The sequence below is a fragment of the Denitratimonas tolerans genome (genome assembly GCF_037203605.1).
Classification (GTDB): Bacteria; Pseudomonadota; Gammaproteobacteria; order Xanthomonadales; family Xanthomonadaceae; genus Denitratimonas; species Denitratimonas tolerans.
Genome location: NZ_JBBDHC010000015.1, coordinates 1 through 22851 on the forward strand (window position 1 = coordinate 1; position 22851 = coordinate 22851).

A 22851-nucleotide genomic window follows, 5' to 3' on the forward strand; every position below is an offset into this window, starting at 1 on the left:
CCGGCGCCATCCGCTCGATCTGCCACCGGCAGATCGAAAGCCGCGGACGTCGCCACCAACTGAGCTACATCCACCACAGCATGCGGATCCTTCCGCAACAGCCCGCGCATCCATGCGCGGACTTTTCAACATAGGCACCGATCCGGACTTGCCCCGAGAAAGGCGGCTGCTCCGCACCGTGGCGCGCCCGACAGGAATCGAACCTGTAACCCCCGGCTTAGAAGGCCGGTGCTCTATCCGGTTGAGCTACGGGCGCATCGGGAAATGATAGCGCACCGGTCGCTGCCGGATCGGGTTTGGGTTCGCGGGGTCCGTGGTCGGGGCAGAGGGATTCGAACTCTCGACATCCAGCTCCCAAAGCTGGCGCTCTACCAGGCTGAGCTATACCCCGGCGGCGTCGCGGACACGACGTGAAAAAACACCCTGAAGGGCCGCGCATCTTACGCAGCGCGGCCCTTGGCGTCAACGCACGGCGGCCTCAGAACTCGTAGCCCACGGACAGGATTGCGCGCCCGTCGGCCAGGTGCCGCTCGCCCAGAGACTCGGCCAGGGTGTCGTTGTAGCCCGAGGTAGTGACATACGCCAGCTTGGTCGCGATCGACCCGAAGCTGCGCGAGAGCGAGACTTCGTAGTCGTTGTAGGCACCGCCAAGCTCGCTCCCGAGGTCGTAACGGCCGGCCGCGGCACCGAGCTGGAAGCCCGACTCGCCCAGCTCCCAACTGCCCGACAGGCCCAGGTACAGACCCTCGTGCCCGAGGTTCACCGCATCGTCGGACCAGGTCACAAGCGCGGTAACGTTCTCGCCCAGTCCCAGCTCCACGCTGAACTCGTTGAAATCCTGGTCGAAATCCGGCTTGGATCCAGGATAGAAGGTGCGGGTGTAGTCCAGCGTCAGCGTCAGGAACTCGCTGAGCTCGCGGCTCCAGCCCAGGTAGAGGTTGGCTTCATAGCTGATGCCGTCATCCCAGTCTTCACCCGGGGGCACGAAGTCCACGCCCCAGAACTGGCCGCCCACATAGAACCCCGCCTCGTGTTCGAGGTTGACCTCCAGCTGCCAGGTGGGATCTTCCTGGGTCTGGGAGACACCGTGCCAGGTGTAGTCGCTGGCCACCCCGATGATTCCGTTGATCGACCAGGCGGATCCTTCCTGGGCAGCGGCGGGCAGGGCGAACGCCGTCAGTGCAAGTGCCGCGGCAATGCGGGACAGGTTCATCATCGGAATCTCCAGAGGTGGAAGGGACGGGGCGGGCGAAACGACGGCGTACATTACCCAAGGGCGCGGTGCCGCTCCAGTGGCGCGCGGATTGACGGCACCGGCGGCATGGATGTGACCAGGAACCCGCCCGATCCGTTGACAGCGCGGACCGGCGTGCCGAACATGCGGCGCAGCGGCATCGGGCCGCGCCGTTCGGGATTCCAGAAGATGAAGCTCAACCTCGTCAAGGTCGCGCCGCTGGCGGCCGCTGCGCTGATGCTCACGTCCTGTGGCGACAAGGCGCAGGATGCGACGGCTCCCGCCACGCCGAGTGCAGAGGCCCGGGTGCTGCACGTCTACAACTGGTCCGACTACGTGGCCGAGGACACCATTGCCCGCTTCCAGCAGGCCACCGGCATCAAGGTCGTGTATGACGTGTACGACTCCAACGAGATGCTCGAAGCCAAGCTGGTCACCGGCGGCTCGGGTTACGACGTGGTGTTCCCTTCGGCGCGTCCGTTCGCGCAGCGCCAGATCGCCTCGGGCATCTACGCGCCGCTCGACAAGACCCTGCTGCCCAACCTGTCCAACATCGATCCGACGCTGCAGGCGGCGCTGGCCGACGTCGATCCGGGCAACGCCCACGCCGCGCCCTACATGTGGGGCACCACCGGCCTCGGCATCAATGTGGGCAAGGTCAGGGAAGCGCTGGGCGAGGATGCGACGCTCGATTCCTGGAGCCTTCTGTTCGATCCTGCCAATGCGGCCAAACTCGCCAAATGCGGCGTCAGCGTGCTCGACGACGACCAGGAGACCTTCTCGGCCGCGCTGATCTGGCTGCGGCAGGATCCGAACTCGCAGGATCCGGCGCAGATCGAGGCGGTCAAGCAGGCCTATGCCGCGATCCGGCCGCACATCCGCTACTTCAACTCGTCCAAGTACATCGACGACCTCGCCAACGGCGACCTGTGCCTGGCGATGGGCTACTCCGGCGACGTGTTCCAGGCCCGCGACCGCGCCGAGGAGGCGGGCAACGGCGTGGAGATCGACTACATCATTCCCGAGGAAGGCGCGGTACGCTGGTTCGACCTGATGGCCATCCCGAAGGATGCACCGCACCCGAAGAACGCGCACGCCTTCATCGACTTCCTGCTGCAGCCGGAGGTCATCGCCGACATCAGCGACTACGTCGGCTACGCCAACCCCAATACCGCCGCCACCGCCCTGATGGATCCCGACATCGCGCAGAACCCGGGCGTCTATCCGCCGCAGGAAACCCTTGCCAAGCTGGTCGACCCGGTTTCCCTCCCCGAAACCCTGCAGCGCGAGCGCGTGCGCGCCTGGACATCGATCAAGAGCGGCCAATAAGCCGCTTGCCACCACCGATCACCTGCCCGCGGCCGTCGGCATCCGCACGCCGGCGGTCGCCTTTTCCGGAGGCCGCCTGATGGCCCAGCCCTCGATCCGGCGCCCCGCGCCGGTCGCCCCCTGGCAAGACCCCGCCGCGCAGCCATTTCTGCGCATCCAGAACGTCACCAAGACCTACGGCAAGGTGTACGCCTGCGACGATGTCTCGCTCGACATCTACCAGGGCGAACTGTTCGCGCTGCTGGGCGGCTCGGGTTCGGGCAAGAGCACCCTGCTGCGCATCCTGGCGGGCCTGGTGAAGCCCGACCGGGGCACGGTGATGATCGACGGTGTCGACATTTCGAACCTGCCACCCTACGAGCGGCCGGTCAACATGATGTTCCAGAGCTACGCGCTGTTCCCGCACATGACGGTGGAGCAGAACATCGCCTTCGGCCTCAAGCAGGACAGGCTCTCCGCCGCCGAGGTCCGCGACCGCGTGGCGCAGATGCTCGAACTGGTGCGCATGCCCGACCTCGGCAAGCGCAAGCCCGACCAGCTTTCCGGCGGCCAGCGCCAGCGCGTCGCGCTCGCCCGCGCGCTCGCCAAGCAGCCCAAGCTGCTGCTGCTCGACGAGCCGTTGGGCGCGCTCGACCGCAAGCTGCGCGAGCACACCCAGTTCGAACTGGTGAATATCCAGGAGCGCGTCGGCACCACCTTCGTCATGGTCACCCACGACCAGGAAGAGGCGATGACCATGGCCTCGCGCCTGGCAGTGATGAACTTCGGGCGCATCGAGCAGGTGTCCACGCCGGCCGGCATGTACGAATACCCGGCCTCGCGCTTCGTGGCCGAATTCATCGGTGCCACCAACATCTTCGAGGGCCGCATCGCCTCGCAGGACGAGGGCGAAGGCACGGTGCGAGTCTACTGCGACGCGCTCGGGAGCGAGATCCTGGCGCGCCATGCCGACCCGATTCCGGTCGGCACGCCGGTGGCGGTATCGGTGCGGCCGGAAAAGATCGACGTGCACGAAACCCGCCCCGAAGCCGACAACGTGGCGATGGGCCGGGTGGCCGAAATCGCCTATCTGGGCGATGTCTCGATCTATCAGGTCAAGACGCCGGCCGGTGCCGTGATCCGGGTGCAGGAAACCCATATCGTGCGCAGCTCCGAGCCGCACTACGACTGGGACGACACCCTGTACCTGTCCTGGGAGGCCGGATCGGCGGTGGTGCTGCCGACATGAGCACGCGACACGCGGTCGGCATCGGCGGGTTCTGGGACCAGGTGGTGCGCAACTTCTTCCGCTGGTTCGGTGCCATCGGACAGGAGTTCCGCACCCATCGCGGACGTCTCTTCGTCATCGCGATCCCGATGTTCTGGCTCGGGCTGTTCTTCCTGGTGCCCTTCGTCATCGTGATGAAGATCAGCCTGGCGACACCGCTCTTCGGCCAGACCCCGCCCTACTCGGCCCTGTTCGACCACGCCGAGGACGGTGCCCTCACCCTGCGCATCACCTGGGCCAACTATGCGGCGCTGCTCAAGGACAGCCTCTATCTGAAGGCCTACCTCAACTCGCTGCTGTTCGCGGGCGTCTCCACCACGCTCACCCTGCTGATCGGATATCCCATCGCCTACGGCATTGCGCGCGCCACGCCGCTGTGGCGCATGGCGCTGCTGGTGGGCGTGATCCTGCCCTTCTGGACCAGTTCGCTGCTGCGTACCTACGCCATGATCGGCATCCTCAAGACCAACGGCCTGATCAACCAGATGCTGATGGGCATCGGCCTGATCGACGCGCCGCTGGAGCTGCTCTACACCAACCTCGCCGTCTACATCGGCATCGTCTACAACTATCTGCCCTTCATGATCCTGCCGCTCACCGCCAACCTGATGCGGATGGACTTCACCCTGCTGGAAGCGGCCGAAGACCTCGGCGCACCGCCGTGGCGCTCGTTCCTGCAGATCACCCTGCCGCTGTCGATGCCGGGCATCATCGCCGGCGCGATGCTGGTGTTCATCCCCGCAGTGGGCGAGTTCGTCATTCCCGACATCCTCGGCGGCCCCGACGCCATCACCATCGGGCGGGTGCTGTGGACCGAATTTTTCACCAACCGCGACTGGCCGCTGGCCTCGGGCGTGGCGGTGGCGATGCTGCTGCTGATCGTGATCCCCACGCTGATCTTCGAATACGTGGAAAACCGCAGCCAGGGCAAGGGGAAGGACGCATGAACCGCAGCCCCTGGGCGCTCTACACCGCGATGGCGTTCGGCTATGCCTTCCTCTACGTCCCGATCGTTTCGCTGATCGTCTATTCCTTCAACAAATCGCGCCTGGTGACGGTCTGGGGCGGTTTTTCCACCGAGTGGTACGCGCGCCTGTTCAACAACGAGCAGATCCTCTCGGCCGCCTGGCGCAGCTTCCTGATCGCCTCCGGCAGCGCCACCCTGGCCGTGGTCATAGGCACGGCGGCGGGCTTGGCGCTGGCTCGCTTCGGCCGCTTCCCCGGACGCGGCTTGCTGTCGCTGATGAGCTCGGCCCCGCTGGTGATGCCCGAGGTGATGCTGGGCCTCTCGGCTCTGCTCCTGTTCGTGAGCATGCAGCAGCTGATCGGCTGGCCGACGCGCGGCATGAGCACCATCACCATGGCGCACGTCACCTTCACCGCCTGCTACGTCACCGTGGTGGTGCGCTCGCGCCTGACGATGATGGACGACAGCCTGGAAGAAGCCGCGATGGATCTGGGCGCGCGTCCCTGGAAGGTGTTTTTCCTCATTACCCTGCCGCTGATCGCCCCGGCGCTTCTGGCCGGCTGGCTGCTGGCCTTCACCCTTTCCCTGGACGATCTCGTGGTCGCCAGCTTCACCTCCGGCCCCGGTGCCAGCACCCTGCCGATGCTGATCTATTCCAAGGTGAAGCTCGGCGTAACGCCGGAGATCAACGCGCTGGCGACGCTGGTGGTGCTGCTGGTGATGGTGCTGGTGAGCATCGCCGGCATCCTCCTGCATCGCCAGCAGAAACAGCGCAAGCGCGCCTGAGGCCACGTCCATGTCCAAGCTCGACCATCGCATCCCGCCGCCCGTCGTCGCGCTCGCCTGCGCCGCGCTTGCCTGGGGATTGACGCGGCTGGCACCCGCGCTTGCGCTGCATCTGCCGCATCGCCTCGGCATCGCGCTGGGCGTTGCCGGTGCCGGGCTGGCGCTGGAAATCTGGGCGCTGCTGCACTTCCGCCGCGCGCGCACCACGATCAGCCCGCTGTCACCGCACAAAGCCAGCGCCATCGTTCGCGCCGGCCCCTATCGCTTCACGCGCAATCCCATGTACCTGGGCATGGCGATCCAGCTCGTCGCGTTCTGCCTGTGGCTGGCCAACCCGCTCGCACTGATCGCGGTGGCGGTTTTCGTCGCCTGCATCACCCGCTTCCAGATCCAGCCGGAGGAACGCGCCATCGCGGCGAAGTTCGGCGAATCCTACGCCCGCTACCGCAGTCAGGTACGACGCTGGCTGTAGCGTCTCCGGCCTCGCGCTGCCGCCGAGGCGCGGCGAGCCGTCCGGCGCGGAACACTCGATTCAGCCGCCTGCGACCTCAGCGCACCGGGCGCGGCACGATCACCTGCGAGCGGGTGCGGGTGTAAACGAACACCGTGGCGGGCGGAATGTTGCGCACCACCATGGACCCGCGCGTGACGTGCAGGCCCAGCGCATTCGCGACCTCGGCACGCAGCGGCGGGCGCGGGCCATAGGTGAACTGGATGAAGCGGCCATCGGGCCGCAGGCACTCGAACGCCGCCATGACGATCTCCCGCTGCAGCGTCGCGGGCATCGACAGCAGCCCCAGGCTCGACACCACCGCATCAGCCATTTCGTCGCCCCAGTCGCTCCTGCGCCTGGCCTCCGCCGGCAGGTTGCGCGCATCGGCGCAGACCACGTGTGCCCGTGGAAACATGCGCCCCAGATGGGAGGCAAGCTGCGGATTGAGTTCCAGCACCAGGAGATCTTCCGGCGCAATCCCGCGCGCGACCAGGGCCCGGGTCATGACCCCGGTGCCCGCACCCAGTTCGATGACCCGTCGCGCACCGACCGGCAGTTCCGCCATCATCGAGCGCACCAGCTGCGGACCCGAGGGGGTGATGGCCGCCGTAGTCAGCGGATGGCGCAGCCACTGGCGGAAAAATCGCCAGTGATCGGCACGTTCGTACCACAGGCGCTTGAGGGGTAGCGGCATCGGCAGGGTCGGAAAAAGTCGGTGGCGCGCAAGCATCGGGGCATTGCAGCGGTTCCACAAGGGCCGCGTCCGCGATCGGCGTCAGGCGTGAACGAACTCCCACGCCGCGTGGATGCGCGGGCTGCGGGAAAAATCCGGATCGAGCGTGGCGGCACGTATGTCGCGCGCGCCGTAGGTCGCCTCCAGCGCGGGATCCAGCCGGAAGCGCCGGTAGTTGTTGGAGAACAGCAGCAGGCCACCCGGTGCCAGACGCGCCATGCAGGCGTCGATCAGGCGCGGATGCTCGCGCTGCAGGTCGAAGTCGTCGGCGCGCGCCGAGTTGGAGAAGGTCGGCGGGTCGCAGAAGATGAGGTCGTACTGCCCGCGTTCGGCGTCGAGCCAGGCCATGGCGTCAGCCTGCACCAGCCGGTGCGACTGCCCGGCCAGGCCGTTGAGCGCCAGGTTCTTCGCGGCCCAGTCGAGATAGGTGGGCGAGAGGTCGACACTCGTCGTGCTCGCCGCACCACCCAGGCCCGCCTGCACGCTGGCCGCGCCGGTGTAGCAGAACAGGTTGAGAACGCGCAGTCCGCGCGCCTCGCGCGCCAGGCGCAGGCGCAGGGGGCGGTGGTCGAGAAAGAGTCCGGTATCGAGGTAGTCGAACAGGTTGACGCGCAGCCGCGCGGTTCCCTCGCGCACCAGCAGGAACTGTCCGCGCGCATCGAAGCGACCGTATTTGCTGCCGCCCTTGCCGCGCTGGCGCGTCTTCACCGCCGCGCGCGCGCGCGGCAGCTCGAACACGTCCATCGCCGCGTGCACCAGATCGGTCAGGCGCTGGCGCGTGGTTTCTTCGGGAATCTCCGCCGGTGCCTGGTATTCCTGCACGTGCAGCCAGACGTCCTCGGGCGCGTCCGGCGTTTCCTCCGGCACGCCCGTGTACACGTCGATCGCGGCGGCGTATTCGGGGATGTCGGCATCGTAGGCGCGAAAGCAGGCCACGCCCCCGCGCTCGCGCCACTTCTTCAGGGTCCGCAGGTTCTTGCGCAGGCGATTGGCGACCATCTGCGCGCCATCGGACAAGGGACGCGGCTCGAAGGCGCGCGCGCGCGCCGGCTCGATCCGGTCGATCCGCAGCAGCTCGCAGGCCAGCGCACCGTTGTAGAGCGCGTAGCGTTTTTCGGGGCGCAGCCCGAGCGCGCGGGAAAGTTCCGCGTCACCGCTCAGGATCGCCGCCTGCCAGCCGACGAAACCGCGCTTGAGCGCGGCCCCCAGCGCGCGGTACAGCGCCGGATCGGCGGCCAGTCGCTCGTCATAGGGCGGATTGCAGGCCACCAGCCCGGGCGTCACGTCCTGCGGTGCGGAAAGATCGGCCACATCGCCCTGCTCCACCGAAATCACCCCGGCCAGGCCGGCGCGCGCGATGTTCTCGCGGCTCGCGGCCACGGCTGCCGGATCGATGTCGTAGCCAAAAAACCGCGGCGTCAGCGCGGCGCGACCGGCGCGCGAGCGCGCCTGCGCCTCGGCCACCAGGGCGTTCCACAGCGCCTCGTCGTGCCCGCGCCAGCGCAGGAAACCGAAATGCGGTCGCCCCAGGCCCGGCGCGACGTCCGCACTCATCCGCGCCGCCTCGATCAGGAGCGTGCCCGAGCCGCACATCGGATCGACCAGCGCGCCGCCCCTGGCATCGATCTCGCGCCAGCCGCCGCGCAGCAGCACCGCGCAGGCGAGGGTTTCCTTGAGCGGCGCCTCCACCTGCGGACCGCGCCAGCCGCGCCGGTGCAGCGACTCGCCGGCAAGATCGATGAACACATCGGCGATGTTGCGCCGCAGGCTCAGGCTGATCGCGACATCCGGCCGATCCACATCCACGGAGGGGCGCACGCCGAAGCGTTCGCGGAACTGGTCGACGACGGCGTCCTTCACCTTCTGCGCGGCGTAGCGCGCGTGGGTCAGGTGCGAAGCGTGCAGGTTCGCATCCACCGCCAGGGTGCCGTGTTCGGCAAGGTGCGCGGACCAGTCCACGGCCTGCACGCCGAGATACAGCGCCTCTTCGGTGAGTGCCTCGAAGTGCGCCACGCGCAGGAGCACGCGGCTGGCCAGGCGCGACCACAGGCAGGCGCGGTAGCCGGCTTCCAGAGCACCGGAAAAATGCACGCCGGCCAGCGCCTCGCGCACGTCCTGCGCGCCCAGCGCCTGCAGTTCCTCCACCAGCAGGTATTCCAGTCCCTTGGCGCAGGGCGCGAAGAAGGTCAGCGCCGTACTCATGCCAGCGCCCCCAGAAAACGCCCGAACTCGTCCGCGATGGCGTCCACGTGGCCTTCGAGCCGGTGGTTGTCATCGAGCAGCAGCAGCGGCACCGAGCGCTCGGCGCACCAGTCCACCACGTCCTGCGCCGCGATCAGCTCGTCGTGCCAGCCATGGATCACCCGCGTCGGCACGCGCGCGGCATCCAGCCGCTGCGGATAGCCCGGCAGCGCGACGGGCGGCGCCATCAGGAACAGCCCCGCCGGCCGCACCTGGAGCGACGCCAGCGCCGAGATATACGCCCCCATGCTGGAGCCGGCCAGCACCAGCGGCCCGGACACACGGCGCGCGCTTTGCAGCAGCTTTTCCAGCCGCCGCGGGATGTCGCGCACGTCGGAGGCCGCGTCGATCTGCGAATAGTCCGGCCGCTCGTGGCTCCAGCCCAGCGCCTGGGCCACCCGCGCCAGCGCCGACACCTTGCTGGCGTTCGGACTGCTGTGGAGTCCGTGGGAAAGGATGCAGTGGCCGGCCATGGCGTGACTCCGCGAAAAGGCTGAACAAAGCCCCTCTCCTGCCGGGAGAAGGGTTGGGGTGAAGGTTCGGGCAGAGCGCGTGGCGAGACCTCGCCGCAAGGTCCGATTGCCGCGCTTCGCTCGCCCCTCATCCGCCCCCGGATCACGTCCGGGGCAGGCTCTTCGGGCACCCGCCATCGCAAGCTGCACCGTTGATTCCGGATGGAAAGCTTTACCGGCCAGAGCGCTGCGCGAAGCCCGGCGACACGGCGCAAAAGCGCGTGAATGTTAGCATGCGGCCCATGCGCTCCGATTCCACGTCGCCCATCGCCAGCGCCATCCGCGACTGGCCCCTGCCCTATGTCGAAAAGCTCGCGACGCGCCCGCTCGCTGCGGTCGACCTGATCGTGATCCACTGCACCGAACTGCCCGACCTGGCGATGGCGCGCAACTACGGCGAGCGCGTGCTGTACGACTCGGGCAGCGGCAACAGCGGGCACTTCTACATCGACCGCGATGGCAGCGTGTACCGCTTCGTCCCGATCGAGCGCATCGCCCACCATGTGCGCGGCCACAACGCGCGCTCAATCGGCATCGAGCTGGTCAATACGGGACGCTACCCGCACTGGCTGGATTCACGCCACCAGGCCATGGACGAACCCTACCCCGAGGCGCAGATCGATGCCCTGATCGGCCTGATCGCGCGGCTCGCCGCCGAGCTTCCCGGCCTGCGCCATATCGCCGGGCACGAGGACCTGGATACCGAACGGGTGCCCGCCAGCGACGACGCTTCGGTGCAGGTGGCGCGCAAGCGCGATCCGGGGCCGATGTTTCCCTGGGTGCGCCTGCTGTCGAAAATACCGATCAACCGGCTCGCATCCGCTGCCGCGACGCATTCCTCCGCGTGATCGTCAGCCGCCGACGGCAGGGCGAAGGCTCGCCGCCTCAGGAAACCTCCAGGCTGAAGCCAGGCACCGCCGCGCGCGGGTCGCGGGCGTGTTCCGGGGTTTCCCTCGCGGCTTCGGCCGCTTCACCCAGATAGCGCATCCGCTTTTTCGGCCGCAGGTGGGCCAGGTCCAGCTCGATCAGGCCGTCCACCGCGTCGGAAAACTCCGGGTCCACGCCGAACGCCAGGAAGCGCACGCCGTCGGGCTCGCACAGGTCCACGTACTGCTTGTAGAGCATCGGCACACTGGCTCCAAGCGCATCCAGCTCGGTTTTCAGCGCGCGAAAAGCATCGACGGCGGGCAGCTCCGGGTGCGGTGCCGGAGTGATCGGCGTGAAGGGTTGGCGGGCGCGGGCGTGCTGCTGGCGCGCGCCGTAGTAGTGGCGGTAATGGGCCACGATTCTTTCGCGGGCCGGCAGCGGAAGCGCCGCGCTGATCGAAACGGCCCCGAACAGGTAGCGGATATCGGCATGGCGGCGCAGGTAGGCGCCAATGCCCTGCCAAAGCAGGTCGATGCTGCGGCTGCCCTGATAGTCGGGGGCGACAAAGCTGCGGCCCAGCTCCAGCCCGGCCGCCATGCGCGGCAGCATGGCGTCGGCATACTCGAACAGCGTGCTGGTGTAGAGGCCGTCGATGCCGCGTTCGGCCAGGAGGCGGCCGCTGTTGGCGACGCGGTAGGCACCGGCAACGCGCTGCGACGAGGCGTCCCACAGCACGATCTGTTCGTACCAGGCGTCGTAACGGTCGAGGTCGAGCCGCTTGCCCGTGCCTTCACCGATGCCGCGGAAGGTCAGCTCGCGCAGCCGGCCGATCTCGTGCAGCAGCGGCGAGTTCGGCGGCAGGCTGCCGGCGCGGATCTGCTTGCCGTCGGCGGTGTCGCCGAGGCGTTCGAGCGTGGCGATTTCGATCGCAAGCAGCGCCGGATCGATCGCATCGGCCAGCGGCTCCTCCTCGCCGGCCCTGGGCACCGGGTCGAGCCGGGTTCCAATGCAATCGATCGCCTGGCGCAGGTCCCGCAGCGTGGCGGCCGGATCGGCACCCGGCTCCAGGCGTTGCGCCTGACCGATGCGCAGGCCGATGCGCTGATTGCGCTGGCGCAGGATCTCGCGCGGCAGGAGCGCGGTGCCGGCAGGGCGGAACAGGGCGGATGCGCCGTAGAACAGCCTGGAATTTCGCGCCTCGATCCGCACCGGCAGCACCGGCGCGCCGGTCGCCAGCGCAAAACGCATCAGGCCGCGCCGCCACGGGCGATCGGCAATGCCGCGCAGCCCCAGACGGGACACTTCGCCGGCGGGAAAGATGATCACGCACTGGCCCTGCGCGAGCGCGGCCTCGATCCCGCGCAGGTTCGACACCTGCGGCTGCCCGCCGAGGATGCGGACCGGCAGGATCAGCGGTGCCAGGCCCTCGATGCCGGCCAGAAGATCGTTCGCCACGATCCGCACGTCGCTGCGGATCCGCCCCACGAAATCCAGCAGCGCGAGCGCATCCAGCGCGCCGCAGGGGTGATTGGCCACGATCAGCAGCCGCCCGGTTTCCGGCACGCGGCTGCATTCGACCTGATCCACGGTGTAGCGCAAATCAAGGAAGCGCAGCGCCGCCTCGACGAACGGCAGCCCCCGCAGGTGGCCGTGTTCGGCCAGAAAGGAGCGGATCGCTTCCAACCCCGACCAGCGCCCGAAGCCGCGCAGCAATCCGTGCAGGAAGGGCCGTTTTGCGGCGCGGAACAGCCGCGGGTAACGCGAAGCCAACGTGGGAGTGATCGTCTGCATGACGGCGTTTTCCACCAGAGCGCTCGGCACAGCATGGCGAGCGGATGCGACAGGCCCGTGTCCGAAACACGTCAGCGCGATGACAAACGCGAACGGCGTCACCCGCGGCGCGGAACACCTTGCCTGCGCGCGCGTGGCCGGCAAGCGCGCCGCTTCAGGTGCATTTCGTATAATTCCCGGTCTTGCGCCTACGGAACCCGCCGCCTTGCACGAAAAAGTCGCCGAACTGCTCGATCTGGTGCGCCTGGAGCGCATCGAGGACACGATCTTCCGCGGCCAGAGCCGCGACATCGGCACGAAGTTCGTGTTCGGCGGGCAGGTGCTGGGGCAGGCGCTGAGCGCGGCGCAGCGCACCGTGGACCGGGCGCGGATCGTGCACTCGATGCACGCCTACTTCCTGCGCGCCGGCGACATCGAGCACCCGATCGTCTATCTGGTCGACCAGACCCGCGACGGCGGCAGCTTTTCGGCGCGGCGCGTCACCGCGATGCAGCACGGCCAGCCGATCTTCGTGGCCTCGGCCAGCTTCCACCTGCCCGAATCCGGCCCCACGCATCAGCTTTCGCCACCCCAGGTGCCGATGCCCGAGGATCTTCCCGAAGGCACCAATCTTTCGACCGAAGAGCTGGCCAGACTGCCGGCCAAGGTGCAGCGCTGGCTGAGCAAGCGCGACGCCTTCGAGTTCCGCCACGTCTACCCGCGCAACGAGCTCTACCCGACCAAGCAGCCGCCCTACCAGCAGATCTGGTTCCGCCTGGCAGACCGCATCGACGACGATCCGGCCCTGCACCACGCCCTGCTCGCCTACGCCTCGGATTTCCACCTGATCGGCACCAGCACCCTGCCGCACGCCATCTCCTACCTGCAGCCCAACGTGCGCATGGCCAGCCTCGACCACGCGCTGTGGTTCCACCGCCCGCTGCGGGTGGACGAGTGGCTGCTGTATTCCTGCGACAGCCCCTCGATGCACGACAGCCGCGGGCTGGCGCGCGGCAGCATCTACACCCGCGACGGCGTGCTGGTGGCCTCCAGCGCGCAGGAAGGGATGGTGCGCGTGAGCCCGGACGAACGCTGACGTGCGCAAGGTGTTCAGCTCGATCCGGCTGGAAAACGCGGAAGGCGTGGCGACGCTGCTGAACGAGCACGGCATCCAGACGCGCATCACCAACGGACGCTCGTACAAGGGCAGCCGGCGGCGCGGGTTTTCCTACCGGGAAAGCGCCCTGCTCGAGGTTCCGGAGGCGTCGGTCTGGGTCGTCCTCCCCGACGACCAGCCGCGGGCGCGGGCGCTGCTGCGCGCGGCCGGGCTGATGGATTCCACCCGCGACAGCTTCCTGCCCGAATCGCCCATTCCCCCTGCGCGGCTCCGCAGCGCCGCGCAGAAGATGGCGCGGGTGCGCGTCATCCTGCTGGCGGCCGTCGTGATCCTGATGATGCTCAGCCTGTCGCGCAGCTGCCAGCAGCGCGTGGCTCCGCCGGTGCCGGAACCGGCACCTGCTCCCGCTCCCGCGGCAGAGCCGGACGACGAACGTCACATCGTCCCCGTCGAATTGTCACTGTAGCGACCTTCACCCTGCCCGCGTGCCGCCCATGAACCGCGCCGAAGCCCTGAGCCTCCTGATCGACGAACACCTGCCGGCCGTCCAGGCGGGCGACTCCCGCGCCTACGGGCGGATCGTCACCGGCTGCCAGAACGGCATCACCGCCATCGCGCTGGCCATCACCCGCGACGTGCCGGCGAGCGAGGACATCGCGCAGGAAGCCTTTCTCAGCGCCTGGACGCATCTGCCGCGCCTGCGCAACCGATCCAGCTTCCTGCCGTGGCTGCGCCAGATCACCCGCAACCTCTCGCACGACCACCTGCGCCGGCGGCGCAACGAGCGCCGCATCGACGGCGACCTCGACGACATCCTTGCGGTGGTGGCCGACCCCGCGCCCGACGTGCCCGACAGCCTCGCGCGCCAGCAGGAAGAGGCCATCGCGGCCGACCTGATCGACGAACTGCCCGAGGAGACCCGCGAAATCCTCCTGATCTACTACCGCGAGGGACAGTCGTCGCGGCAGGTGGCGGAACTGCTCGGGATGCAGGACGCGGCGGTGCGCAAACGCCTGTCGCGGGCGCGCGCCAGCCTGCGCGAGGACATGCTCAAGCGTCTGGGCGAATTCGCCCGCGCCACCGCGCCCACGATCGCCTTCACTGCGCTGATCGTCGCCGGGCTAAGCGCGACGCAGACGGCGACCGCCGCCGGCGTCGGTGCCGCCGGCGCATCGCTCGCGGGCAAGCTGGCGGCGGCAAAATCCGGCCAGATCACCGGCCTTGCGGGCAAGCTGTTCGGGCGCACCGCGCTCGCCCCGGTGCTGGCGCGCGGCGGTGCCAGCCGCCTGATGATCGGTGCCATCGGCGGCATGGTGTTCGCGCTGATCCTGGGCGTGGCCACGGTCTTCTTCGGCGTGCGCCGCCACTGGGTCACCTCCACCGACGACCAGGAGCGGCGCGAACTGGCCTGGTTCGGGGCCACCGGCCTCCTGGTCGTGCTGGTCTTCACCTCGCTGATGGGCGCGGCCGTGCTCAGCGGCTCGAACCTGCTGCCGAGCCTGAGCCTGGTGGGCATGATGGGGCTCCTGGGCGGGATGAACCTGGCGTGGCTGCCACGCATCCTGCACCGGCGGCACCAGCGCGAGGCGGCACGCGATCCGGTCACCGCCTCCTTCAACCGCCGCGCCGAGCGCCGCATGGCCTGGGCCGGGCTTTTCATCGGCGTGCTGGCCGGTGCCAGCGGCCTCCTGTTCGGCTGGTCGAGCAATCCGCCGATGTAACACGAAGGCTGCCGGGCCGCAGCCTCAGCCCGCGGGCAGCGGCTTGCCCTGTTCGGCCAAGGTGAGCGCCACCTTGTTGCGCAGATAGGCGGGCTGGAGCTCTTCGGGCGCGATGCCCTCGCCGCGGGCCAGAGCGGCAGCAGCCAGGTGGGCGACGTCACCGGCGCGCGGCAGGGCGTTTTCATCCACGCGCGCAAGCCATTCGCCAAGGCGCGCCACAAGTGCCGCATCCTGCGCGGCAAATCCGCTCCCCACGCCCACGCGCACGGCGTGCGGCTCCAGCGCTGCGTCCGCCGGGGCGATCACTTGCTCTTCGCCGCGCCGAATCCAGATGCCGCCGGCATCGCGCGCATAATCCGCCAGGTACACCTCGCCCATGCGTGCGTCGATCGCGGCGAGCACGCCGGTGGCCGAATCGCCGGCGCGTTCCAGCGCGCGCATCGCCGGCAGCGCCAAGGCGTCGAGCGTGGATACGCCAACGGCCGGACGATCCAGCGCCAGCGCCAACCCCTGGGTGATCGCCACCGCCAGCCGCACCCCGGTAAACGCACCCGGGCCGCGGCCGCAGGCCACCGCGTCGAGCTGGGCGCGCACCATGCCCGCCTGCGCGAGGAGTTCCTCGATCCATGGCAGGGTCAGCTCGGCATGACGGCGCGGCGCGATCTCGAAGCGCTCCAGCACCTCACCATCGTTCCACAGCGCCACCGAACAGGCTTCGGTCGCGGTTTCCAGAGCCAGGAGTTTCATCGTGAATCGGTATCCTCGGGATTGCCCGACCATGGTAGTGCGCGCCCCTGTCGCGCCTCGCGCAGGAAGCGCAGCACGCGCTCCGCATCGCGGGTGCGCGCGAAGGGCGGCAGGCTGTCGAGAAAGATGCGGCCGTAGGATTTCCCCACCAGACGCGGGTCGCACAGCATCACCACGCCCTGATCGGCGTGGGTGCGGATCAGGCGGCCGGCACCCTGTTTGAGCGCGATCACCGCGCCGGGAAGCTGCCAGTCGCGAAAGGGGTTGCCGCCGCGCCGGCGGATCGCCTCCAGGCGCGCCTCCAGCACCGGATCATCGGGAGCGGCAAACGGCAACTTGTCGATCACCACCAACTGCAGCGCATCGCCGGCCACGTCCACGCCCTCCCAGAAGCTGGCGGCCCCCAGCAGCACGCCGTTGCCCGATTCGCGGAAGCGCTCCAGCAGCAGGTGGCGCGGTGCCTCGCCCTGCACGAACAGCGGAAACTCGCGCCGCGCCGCGAGCAGCTCGGCGGCCTGGCGCAGCGCGCGGTGCGAAGTGAAAAGCAGGAAGGCGCGCCCGTCGGAGGCGTCCAGCAGGGGCAACGCGGCCTCGACCACCGCTTCGACATGCGCCGGCGTGTTGGGCTCGGGCAGCCCGTGCGGCACGTACACCAGGGCCTGGTTGTGGAAATCGAAGGGCGAGGGCTCCAGCAGGGTGCGCGGCGACTCCATGCCGAGCTGTTCGGACAGGTGCGCGAAGCCGCCGTCCACTGCCAGGGTAGCCGAGGTGTGGATCCAGGCGGCCTGCGAGGCGGCGCGGAACTCGCGCAGCGCGCCGGAGACATCGAGCGGGGTCTGGTGGAGCTGGAAGCCGCGCGCGGTGATTTCGTACCAGCGCACCTCGCCGCCGCCCTTCGCATCCAGGATGCGCTCGCAGCCCTCGACCAGTTCCTCGGCGCGATCGCGGCAGCTCTTGAAACCGACGCTGCGCTCGGCCAGCGGCTCCAGCAGCGCGGCCACGGTGGCCAGCGCGGCGCGCAGCGCGTCCAGCGCCTCGGCCACGGCGGGATGGGATTCGAACACCGCGAGCGATGCGCGCGCCGGCAGCGGCTCGAGCGCGGCGCGCACCGCCTTCACCGCCAGTTCCAGCGCCTGCGCAGGCTCCTGCACCTCGGCACGCGCGCCGCTCACGCCCTCGCACTCGGACAGCGCATCGCGCGCCAGATCCACGAGCTGGCGCGAGGACACCATCGCGCCGAAGAACTGCGCGGCCAGTTCGGGCAGCTGGTGGGCCTCGTCCAGCACGAAGGTTTGCGCGCCGGGCAGGATTTCGCCGAAGCCCTCGCGCTTGAGCGCCTGATCGGCGAACAGCAGGTGGTGGTTGACCACGACCAGGTCCGCCTCCTGCGCCTTCTGCCGCGCGCGCACCACGAAGCATTCGGTGTGGAACGGGCAGTCGGTGCCCAGGCAGTTGTCGGCGGTGGAGGTGACCTGCGGGCGCAGCGGCGAATCGTCGGCGAGGAAATCGGCACCGGCCAGATCGCCATCCTCGCTGCCGCCGGCCCAGGCATGGATTGCAGCGAGCCGGCTGGCCTCCTCGCGCGAGGTGAACAGGCCGTCGCTGCGCGCGCGTTCGAGCCGATACCAGCACAGATAGTTGGCGCGGCCCTTGAGCAGGGCGGTCTTGAGCCGTGCGCCCAGTGCCTGCCGCACCCGCGGCAGGTCGCGGTGGTAGAGCTGGTCCTGCAGCGCCTTGGTGCCGGTGGAAATGATGGTGCGCTTGCCCGAGAGCAGCGCCGGAACAAGGTAGGCGTAAGTCTTGCCGGTGCCGGTGCCAGCCTCGGCGATCAGTTCGCCGCGCGCATCGATCACTTCGGCGATGGCCTCGGCCAGGCGCTGCTGCGCCGGGCGCGGCACGAAGCCCTCGATCGCTGTCGCCAGCGCGCCGCCGTCGCCCAGGGCCGCGCGGGTGTCGTCGATCAGGGACATCGCATGCGATCCGGATTCCGCCCGCGACCTGGCTTCAGGTACTCCTGCGACCGGCTCACATCCGCACCGGCGGCTCGACCGTACAGCGCGTCATCTGGCTCTGCGCGGCGGTGGCGGCGTCCGGATAGCCGGTGAGCTCGCGCGCCAGGCGGATCACCGTCCAGCTGCGGCGGCACAGCCCGCCCAGGCGCGGGCCGCGCTCCCAGGACTCGCTCGCCAGGCGCACCGCGTCATCCCAGGCACCGCGCGCCAGCGCCAGCTCGGCGCGCCACTGGAGCAGCTCGGGGTTGTCCGGGACCAGGCGCAGGGCGTCCTCCAGCGCGGCATCGGCGGCGGCGTAATCGCGCTCGGCCTCAAGCCGGGCGGCGCGCTCGCGCAGGTCATCCACGACGGCCTCGCGCAGCGGCGTCACGTCAATGCCGTCGGCGTCGGTTTCAACGCCTGCCGCACGCACTTCGGCCAGCACGTCGCGCGTCGGCTCGGGCACCGGTGCCGGCTCCGGCCGAAGCTGCGGTGCGGCGCACCCGCCCGCCAGCAGCGCTGCAATCACGAACGCAGCCAACCTGCCGATTCGCGCCCTCGCCTTCATCGTTCCTCTCCTGCGCCAAACCATTGCCGCAACTGTGCCAGGCGGCAGTGCCGGGTTTCCACGGGCAGAGCGCCGGCCACGAACACGAACCGCTGTGCGCCGGGGCACTCGGGATCGGTCAACGCAAACTCTTCCGCGTCCACATAGGCCCATTCCAGGCCGTCCTCGTCGACCGCCAGCGGCAGCGTGGGCACGTGTGCGAACAGCTCGCCCCAGATCTTCATCGCGCCGGTCGAACCGAACAAACCCGTGGGCTGGTTGGCGTCGTTGCCGACCCAGACCACGGCCAGGTGCGCGTCGGTGTAGCCGGCAAACCAGCTGTCGCGGCTGTCGTTGCTGGTGCCGGTCTTGCCGGCGGCGTCGAGCCAGGCCAGGCCCGATGTGCCCAACGCGCGCGCGGTGCCTTCACGCACCGCATCCTGCAGCGCGAGGGATACCAGGCGCGCGGCGATGGTGTCGCCGCGCTGCGGCGGCGCGGGTGCCGCGTCGTAGCGCTGCAGCGGCGCGCCGTCGGGATCGAGCACGCCGCGCACCGCGCGCAGCGGCTGGATCTGGCCGCTGGAGGCGAGGAACTGGTAGGCCTGGGTCACCTGCAGCGGCGAGAGATCCACCGCGCCGAGCAGGAGCGACGGATTGGGCGTCGCATCGATGGCGGCCAGCACGCCCAGCAGCCGCGCCAATCGCTCGACCCCGACCTCCATGCCGATGCGCACCGTGGCCTGGTTGTAGGAGCGCACCAGCGCATCGCGCAGGGTCACGCGGCCGTGGCTGCGTCCATCGACATTCTCCGGACTCCAGCTGCGGTTGCCGGGCAGGCGCAGGGTGAGGGGCGCATCGTCAACGCGCGTGGCCAGGGCATAGCGACCCGGCTGCGCGAGCGCCAGCAGGTATACGAAGGGCTTGAGCAGGGAGCCGACCGGGCGGCGCGCGTCGAGCGCGCGGTTGAAGCCGTGGTCGTTGCGGTCACGCGCGCCGACCACGGCCAGGATTTCGCCCTGCCGCGTATCGGTCAGCACCAGCGCGGCCTGCAGCGCCGGCCGCCCCTTCTGTTCCAGCGCGGCGAGCTGGCCGGCCACGACGCGTTCGGCGGCGTTCTGGGCCGAGGGCGAGAGCGTGGTCAGCACGGTCAGACCTGCACCGCGCAGCGCATCGGGCGCATAGTCGCGCTGCAACTGGTCGCGCACCAGCGCCATGAAGGCCGGATAGCGGTTGCGCGACAGGCTGCCGGCCGGCGTGACAGCCAGCGGGCGCGAGCGCGCGGCATCGTGTACGGCCTGGGTGATGAGCCCGGTTTCGAGCATCTGCCCGAGCACCACGTTGCGGCGCTTGAGCGCGCTTTCCGGCTTGCGGCGCGGGTCGTGCAGCGAAGGTCCCTGGATCATCCCGACCAGAAGCGCGATGTCGGATTCCGACAGCTGGTCGAGCTCGCGCCCGAACCAGAAATCGGCACCCGCGGCGACCCCGTGCACGGCCTGGCTGCCCTGCTGCCCGAGGTAGACCTCGTTGAGATAGGCCTCGAGGATCGTGCGCTTGTCGAAGCGCGCCTCGATGATGACGGCGTAGAGCATTTCCCGCAGCTTGCGCCCGAGACGCTGTTCGCGGGTGAGGTAGAGGTTCCGCACCAGCTGCTGGGTCAGCGTGCTGGCACCCTGGCGCAGCTCGCCGTGGCGCAGGTTGACCCAGGCCGCGCGCAGGATGCCGCGCCAGTCGATCCCGCGGTGGTGCTTGAAGCCGCGATCCTCGACTGCCTGCAGGGTAGTGACCAGAAGCGGCGGCACGTCCTCCAGCCGCACCAGCCGGCGCTCTTCCTGGGTTTCGCCGTAGAGGGTGGCGATACGCGCAGGATCCAGCCGCACCCGCGCCAGCGCGCGATCGCCGCTGCGGATCGAACGCACCCGGCCGCCGCCCAGCGTCACGGCAACCTGCTGTGCCGGCCAGGCTCCGTCCAGGTCGCTGAAGCCGCGGGTGGCGATGGTGAACTTTCCGCCCTGGCGCGCGTAGCTGCCCGGCCGGCGCGGCGCATCCACCTTCATGTAGCGGGACGCGGCCAGTTCGGCTTCCAGCGTCTCGGGCGTCATCGCGCCCTCGGGCAGCAGCTCCAGCGGTTGCGCCAGCACGCGCGTGGGCACCTGCCAGGTCAGGCGACCGAAAGCCGCGCGCACCTGCCGGTCCGCGATCCAGACATAGGGGCCGAGAAAGCCGATCCCGAGCCCAAGACCCAGCAGCACCAGCGGCAGCAGACGGCGGATCCAGCCCCGGTTTTGCGACCGGACAGTGCGGTTCTTTGTGGGGAGTGCGGCCAAGGATCAGGCGTGGGAAAAGACGACAGGCGACAGTGTAGCGGTTGCGTGCTGGCAGCACGGAGGCGATTGCGAGGATAATTGGCGATCTTTTGTCCCGGACCGAGCCCGCTCGGCATTTCGTTGACCCAGGTCGCCAGCACACCACCGACCCTTTGCCTTTACGCCGCAACCTCGCGCACGGATGCGGAAGCGGGCGTGCCCGACGGCCTTCCGGCGGACGTCGCGGTCTTCCAGTTCGCGCACGACGGGCAGGCCAGCCCTGCCTGGGCGGCGCTGCGCGCCTGCGCCACCGCCCACCCCGGCCGCGACATCCTGCTGCTGGAGCGCGGCACGCGCCTGCCCGAAGGCGCATGGCACCGGTTATGCGCGGCACAGGAACCGGGTTTCGACGTCATCTCGCCGCTGTCGCCGGGCATCGCGGCCTTCGATCCGTTCGCGGAAGCGGCCCGCCCCGCCTCCACCGATGACGCCGATGCCTGCGTCTGGATGCTTTCCGAACGCGAGCCGATCCCGTGCGCGGCGTGGCTGCCGGCCTGCGCCTTGTGGAGGGCGTCGGCGCTGGCCGACCTCGACGCGCTGGCCGGAGCCGAGGGCGAGCTGCCGCCGGGCCTGCAGGCCGCCCTGCTCGACAGCATTTACGTCGATTGCGCCGGCGCGGGCATCGACCTGCCCGCCATCCCGGCCGCGATCACCGTGCTGCGCGACCGCATCGTGGCGCTGGAGGGGCGCATTCCCGTCGCGGTCGGACGCGACGCGCGCCCGGTGCTGCTGCACGTCCTGCACGGCTGGGGCGGCGGGGTACAGCGCTTCGTCGCGGATCTGATGCGCGCCAGCCGCGGCTATCGCCACCTCGCCCTGGTCGCGCGCGGCAGCAGCGCGCGGCGCACGCCGGGCGAGGGGCTGGCTCTGCATGACGATCTCGACGCCCCGCCGCTGGCCGCGTGGCCGCTGGCGCTGGGCATCGAGGCCACGGCGCTGGCTTCGTGCGAATACCGTGCCGTACTGGATCGGGTCCTGCGGCGCTACGGCGTGGGTCAGGTGCTCGTTTCCTCGCTGATCGGCCACGGCTTGGACGCCCTGCGCACCGGCCTGCCCACCGCCTTGGTCTGCCACGACTACTACCCGCTGTGGCCGATTCTGCACGCCGACTTCGGCGACGCGCGCGCGGACTTCTCACCCGGCGCGCTGGACGCGGCGCTGGACGACACCGACGATCGCTTCCAGTTCGCGGAAACCCGCCCGTCGGCCTGGCGTCGGCTGCGCGAAGACCACGTCGCCGCGCTGCTGTCCGCGCGCACCCCGCTGTTCTGCCCCAGTCGCAGCGTCCACGCCAACCTCACCCGCATCGAGCCGCGCCTGGCGAACCTGCCCTGGCACCTGGTCCCGCATGGGATGGCACCCTGGCCGGTGCCGGTCGAGGCCGTTCAGCCGCCGCCTCGCGACGGGCTGCGCGTGCTGGTGCTCGGCCGCATCAACGGCGGCAAGGGCGAGGATCTGCTGGCTGGATTGCTGCCGCGGCGTGATCCGCGCATCGAGTTCCTGCTTCTCGGCACCGGCCGCGCCGGGATGCGCTTCTTCGGCCAGTCCGGCGTCCACCTGCGCATGGATTACCGGCACGAGGAACTGCCCGACCTGGTGCGCCGCTTCGCCCCCGATCTGGCCCTGATCCCGGTGACGGTGGCCGAAACCTTCAGCTATACGCTCTCCGAGCTGTGGAGCCTGGGCGTGCCGGTGCTGGCCACTCGCATGGGCGCGCTGGTGGAGCGCATCGAAGAAGGCGTGACGGGTCTCCTGGTCGATGCCACCCCCGAAGCGGTCGCGCAGGCGCTGGCGGCGCTACGCGAAGACCGCAGCACGCTCGCGCCGCTGCGCGTGGTGCGCACCCTGCCCACCCTGGCCGACATGGCCGATGCCTACGAGGCCGCGCTGCCGGCAGCTGCGGCCCCGGAGCGCGGCACTCCGGCACCCGCCGGTCCGGTCGAATCCGCGCGGCGCAGCGTTCTGCAGCGCGACCACGCGCGCGCAGTCATCGCCCTGGAGATCGCGCACAAGGAGCTGGCCGCGCGCCAGCGCGAGGTCGAGCAGCGCACGCTCTGGGCCGACCGGCTGCAGGAGCAGCTCGACGAGCGCACCGCATGGGCCAAATCCCTGGCCGGCGACCTGGACAAGGCGCACGATGACCTGGGCGAACTGCAGGCCGAGTTC

General features: G+C 69.6%; 18 protein-coding genes, 2 tRNA genes and 1 pseudogene. 10 read left to right on the plus strand and 11 right to left on the minus strand.

Annotation, left to right across the window (positions count from 1 at the left end):
* Window positions 1–179 precede the first annotated feature (179 nt).
* From WB794_RS10350 to WB794_RS10360, 3 genes are all read right to left on the minus strand, one after another.
* Window positions 180–256 (minus strand) — tRNA-Arg (locus WB794_RS10350).
* A gap of 58 nt (window positions 257–314) precedes the next feature.
* Window positions 315–391 (minus strand) — tRNA-Pro (locus WB794_RS10355).
* A gap of 87 nt (window positions 392–478) precedes the next feature.
* Entirely contained in the window at window positions 479–1213 is a 735-nt protein-coding gene (locus WB794_RS10360; RefSeq protein ID WP_337335776.1) for a TorF family putative porin, read from the minus strand.
* Between the two features lie 108 nt (window positions 1214–1321).
* On the opposite strand from WB794_RS10360, the gene WB794_RS10365 reads away from it, so the two are divergent.
* The 5 genes from WB794_RS10365 (at window position 1322) to WB794_RS10385 (ending at window position 6055) form a co-directional block, all read left to right on the plus strand.
* The gene (locus WB794_RS10365) at window positions 1322–2563 is read left to right on the plus strand and encodes a polyamine ABC transporter substrate-binding protein (RefSeq protein WP_337335777.1); all 1242 of its coding nucleotides are present in this window, start codon (window positions 1322–1324) and stop codon (window positions 2561–2563) included.
* Between the two features lie 79 nt (window positions 2564–2642).
* Window positions 2643–3791 (plus strand): ABC transporter ATP-binding protein, encoded by a 1149-nt coding sequence (locus WB794_RS10370; RefSeq protein ID WP_337335778.1) that lies wholly within the window; start codon window positions 2643–2645, stop codon window positions 3789–3791.
* Between the two features lie 128 nt (window positions 3792–3919).
* A complete protein-coding gene (locus WB794_RS10375) occupies window positions 3920–4777 on the plus strand; it encodes an ABC transporter permease subunit (protein WP_337335848.1) in 858 nt (285 codons plus the stop codon).
* Window positions 4774–5583, plus strand: coding sequence for an ABC transporter permease subunit (locus WB794_RS10380; RefSeq protein ID WP_337335779.1), 810 nt, complete (start codon window positions 4774–4776; stop codon window positions 5581–5583). Before WB794_RS10375 ends, WB794_RS10380 begins: the two co-directional genes overlap by 4 nt.
* Window positions 5584–5593: 10 nt before the next feature.
* The gene (locus WB794_RS10385) at window positions 5594–6055 is read left to right on the plus strand and encodes a methyltransferase family protein (RefSeq protein WP_337335780.1); all 462 of its coding nucleotides are present in this window, start codon (window positions 5594–5596) and stop codon (window positions 6053–6055) included.
* Window positions 6056–6131: 76 nt separating this feature from the next.
* Here the strand turns inward: WB794_RS10385 and WB794_RS10390 are convergent, their stop codons facing one another.
* The 3 genes from WB794_RS10390 to WB794_RS10400 form a co-directional block, all read right to left on the minus strand.
* The gene (locus WB794_RS10390) at window positions 6132–6770 is read right to left on the minus strand and encodes a class I SAM-dependent methyltransferase (protein WP_337335781.1); all 639 of its coding nucleotides are present in this window, start codon (window positions 6768–6770) and stop codon (window positions 6132–6134) included.
* Between the two features lie 81 nt (window positions 6771–6851).
* The gene (rlmKL, locus tag WB794_RS10395; RefSeq protein WP_337335849.1) at window positions 6852–8999 is read right to left on the minus strand and encodes a bifunctional 23S rRNA (guanine(2069)-N(7))-methyltransferase RlmK/23S rRNA (guanine(2445)-N(2))-methyltransferase RlmL; all 2148 of its coding nucleotides are present in this window, start codon (window positions 8997–8999) and stop codon (window positions 6852–6854) included.
* A gap of 8 nt (window positions 9000–9007) precedes the next feature.
* Window positions 9008–9523, minus strand: coding sequence for an alpha/beta family hydrolase (locus WB794_RS10400; RefSeq protein ID WP_337335782.1), 516 nt, complete (start codon window positions 9521–9523; stop codon window positions 9008–9010).
* A 281-nt stretch (window positions 9524–9804) separates the two neighbouring features.
* Here WB794_RS10400 and WB794_RS10405 point away from each other — a divergent pair, with 281 nt between their 5' ends.
* Window positions 9805–10410: an N-acetylmuramoyl-L-alanine amidase gene (locus WB794_RS10405; RefSeq protein WP_337335783.1), complete on the plus strand. Its 606-nt coding sequence runs from the start codon at window positions 9805–9807 to the stop codon at window positions 10408–10410.
* A 37-nt stretch (window positions 10411–10447) separates the two neighbouring features.
* Here WB794_RS10405 and olsF read toward each other — a convergent pair whose 3' ends face one another.
* Window positions 10448–12220, minus strand: a complete 1773-nt coding sequence (olsF, locus tag WB794_RS10410; protein WP_337335784.1) for a bifunctional ornithine lipid synthase OlsF — start codon at window positions 12218–12220, stop codon at window positions 10448–10450.
* A 205-nt stretch (window positions 12221–12425) separates the two neighbouring features.
* Here olsF and tesB point away from each other — a divergent pair, with 205 nt between their 5' ends.
* The 3 genes from tesB to WB794_RS10425 are packed head-to-tail and all read left to right on the plus strand — an operon-like array spanning window position 12426 to window position 15037.
* Complete coding sequence (gene tesB, locus WB794_RS10415; protein ID WP_337335785.1) at window positions 12426–13295, plus strand: acyl-CoA thioesterase II; 870 nt, start codon at window positions 12426–12428, stop codon at window positions 13293–13295.
* A gap of 1 nt (window position 13296) precedes the next feature.
* On the plus strand, window positions 13297–13782 hold the full coding sequence (locus WB794_RS10420; RefSeq protein WP_337335786.1) for a pathogenicity-like protein: 486 nt from the start codon (window positions 13297–13299) through the stop codon (window positions 13780–13782).
* Between the two features lie 28 nt (window positions 13783–13810).
* Window positions 13811–15037 carry an RNA polymerase sigma factor gene (locus tag WB794_RS10425; RefSeq protein WP_337335787.1) on the plus strand — a complete coding sequence of 409 codons (1227 nt, stop codon included), beginning with the start codon at window positions 13811–13813 and terminating at the stop codon, window positions 15035–15037.
* A gap of 24 nt (window positions 15038–15061) precedes the next feature.
* Here WB794_RS10425 and tsaB read toward each other — a convergent pair whose 3' ends face one another.
* The 4 genes from tsaB to mrcB are packed head-to-tail and all read right to left on the minus strand — an operon-like array spanning window position 15062 to window position 20571.
* Window positions 15062–15784 (minus strand): tRNA (adenosine(37)-N6)-threonylcarbamoyltransferase complex dimerization subunit type 1 TsaB, encoded by a 723-nt coding sequence (gene tsaB, locus WB794_RS10430; protein ID WP_337335788.1) that lies wholly within the window; start codon window positions 15782–15784, stop codon window positions 15062–15064.
* A complete protein-coding gene (locus tag WB794_RS10435; RefSeq protein ID WP_337335789.1) occupies window positions 15781–17754 on the minus strand; it encodes a DNA repair helicase YoaA in 1974 nt (657 codons plus the stop codon). Before WB794_RS10435 ends, tsaB begins: the two co-directional genes overlap by 4 nt.
* Before the next feature lie 55 nt (window positions 17755–17809).
* Complete coding sequence (locus WB794_RS10440; RefSeq protein ID WP_337335790.1) at window positions 17810–18343, minus strand: tetratricopeptide repeat protein; 534 nt, start codon at window positions 18341–18343, stop codon at window positions 17810–17812.
* Window positions 18340–20571, minus strand: coding sequence for a penicillin-binding protein 1B (gene mrcB, locus WB794_RS10445; RefSeq protein ID WP_337335791.1), 2232 nt, complete (start codon window positions 20569–20571; stop codon window positions 18340–18342). Before mrcB ends, WB794_RS10440 begins: the two co-directional genes overlap by 4 nt.
* Window positions 20572–22038: 1467 nt before the next feature.
* On the opposite strand from mrcB, the pseudogene WB794_RS10450 reads away from it, so the two are divergent.
* A pseudogene (locus tag WB794_RS10450) lies at window positions 22039–22488 on the plus strand (glycosyltransferase); the annotation flags it as partial.
* Between the last annotated feature and the right edge of the window lie 363 nt (window positions 22489–22851).

Excerpts from the sequence above, each read along its gene's own strand:
- WB794_RS10360 (WP_337335776.1), bottom strand. The coding sequence starts at position 1,213 with ATGAACCTGTCCCGCATTGCCGCGGCACTTGCACTGACGGCGTTCGCC.
- WB794_RS10365 (WP_337335777.1), top strand. The coding sequence starts at position 1,322 with ATGGATGTGACCAGGAACCCGCCCGATCCGTTGACAGCGCGGACCGGC.
- WB794_RS10370 (WP_337335778.1), top strand. The coding sequence starts at position 2,643 with ATGGCCCAGCCCTCGATCCGGCGCCCCGCGCCGGTCGCCCCCTGGCAA.
- WB794_RS10375 (WP_337335848.1), top strand. The coding sequence starts at position 3,920 with ATGTTCTGGCTCGGGCTGTTCTTCCTGGTGCCCTTCGTCATCGTGATG.
- WB794_RS10380 (WP_337335779.1), top strand. The coding sequence starts at position 4,774 with ATGAACCGCAGCCCCTGGGCGCTCTACACCGCGATGGCGTTCGGCTAT.
- WB794_RS10385 (WP_337335780.1), top strand. The coding sequence starts at position 5,594 with ATGTCCAAGCTCGACCATCGCATCCCGCCGCCCGTCGTCGCGCTCGCC.
- WB794_RS10390 (WP_337335781.1), bottom strand. The coding sequence starts at position 6,770 with ATGCCGCTACCCCTCAAGCGCCTGTGGTACGAACGTGCCGATCACTGG.
- WB794_RS10400 (WP_337335782.1), bottom strand. The coding sequence starts at position 9,523 with ATGGCCGGCCACTGCATCCTTTCCCACGGACTCCACAGCAGTCCGAAC.
- WB794_RS10405 (WP_337335783.1), top strand. The coding sequence starts at position 9,805 with ATGCGCTCCGATTCCACGTCGCCCATCGCCAGCGCCATCCGCGACTGG.
- olsF (WP_337335784.1), bottom strand. The coding sequence starts at position 12,220 with ATGCAGACGATCACTCCCACGTTGGCTTCGCGTTACCCGCGGCTGTTC.
- WB794_RS10425 (WP_337335787.1), top strand. The coding sequence starts at position 13,811 with ATGAACCGCGCCGAAGCCCTGAGCCTCCTGATCGACGAACACCTGCCG.
- tsaB (WP_337335788.1), bottom strand. The coding sequence starts at position 15,784 with ATGAAACTCCTGGCTCTGGAAACCGCGACCGAAGCCTGTTCGGTGGCG.
- WB794_RS10435 (WP_337335789.1), bottom strand. The coding sequence starts at position 17,754 with ATGTCCCTGATCGACGACACCCGCGCGGCCCTGGGCGACGGCGGCGCG.
- WB794_RS10440 (WP_337335790.1), bottom strand. The coding sequence starts at position 18,343 with ATGAAGGCGAGGGCGCGAATCGGCAGGTTGGCTGCGTTCGTGATTGCA.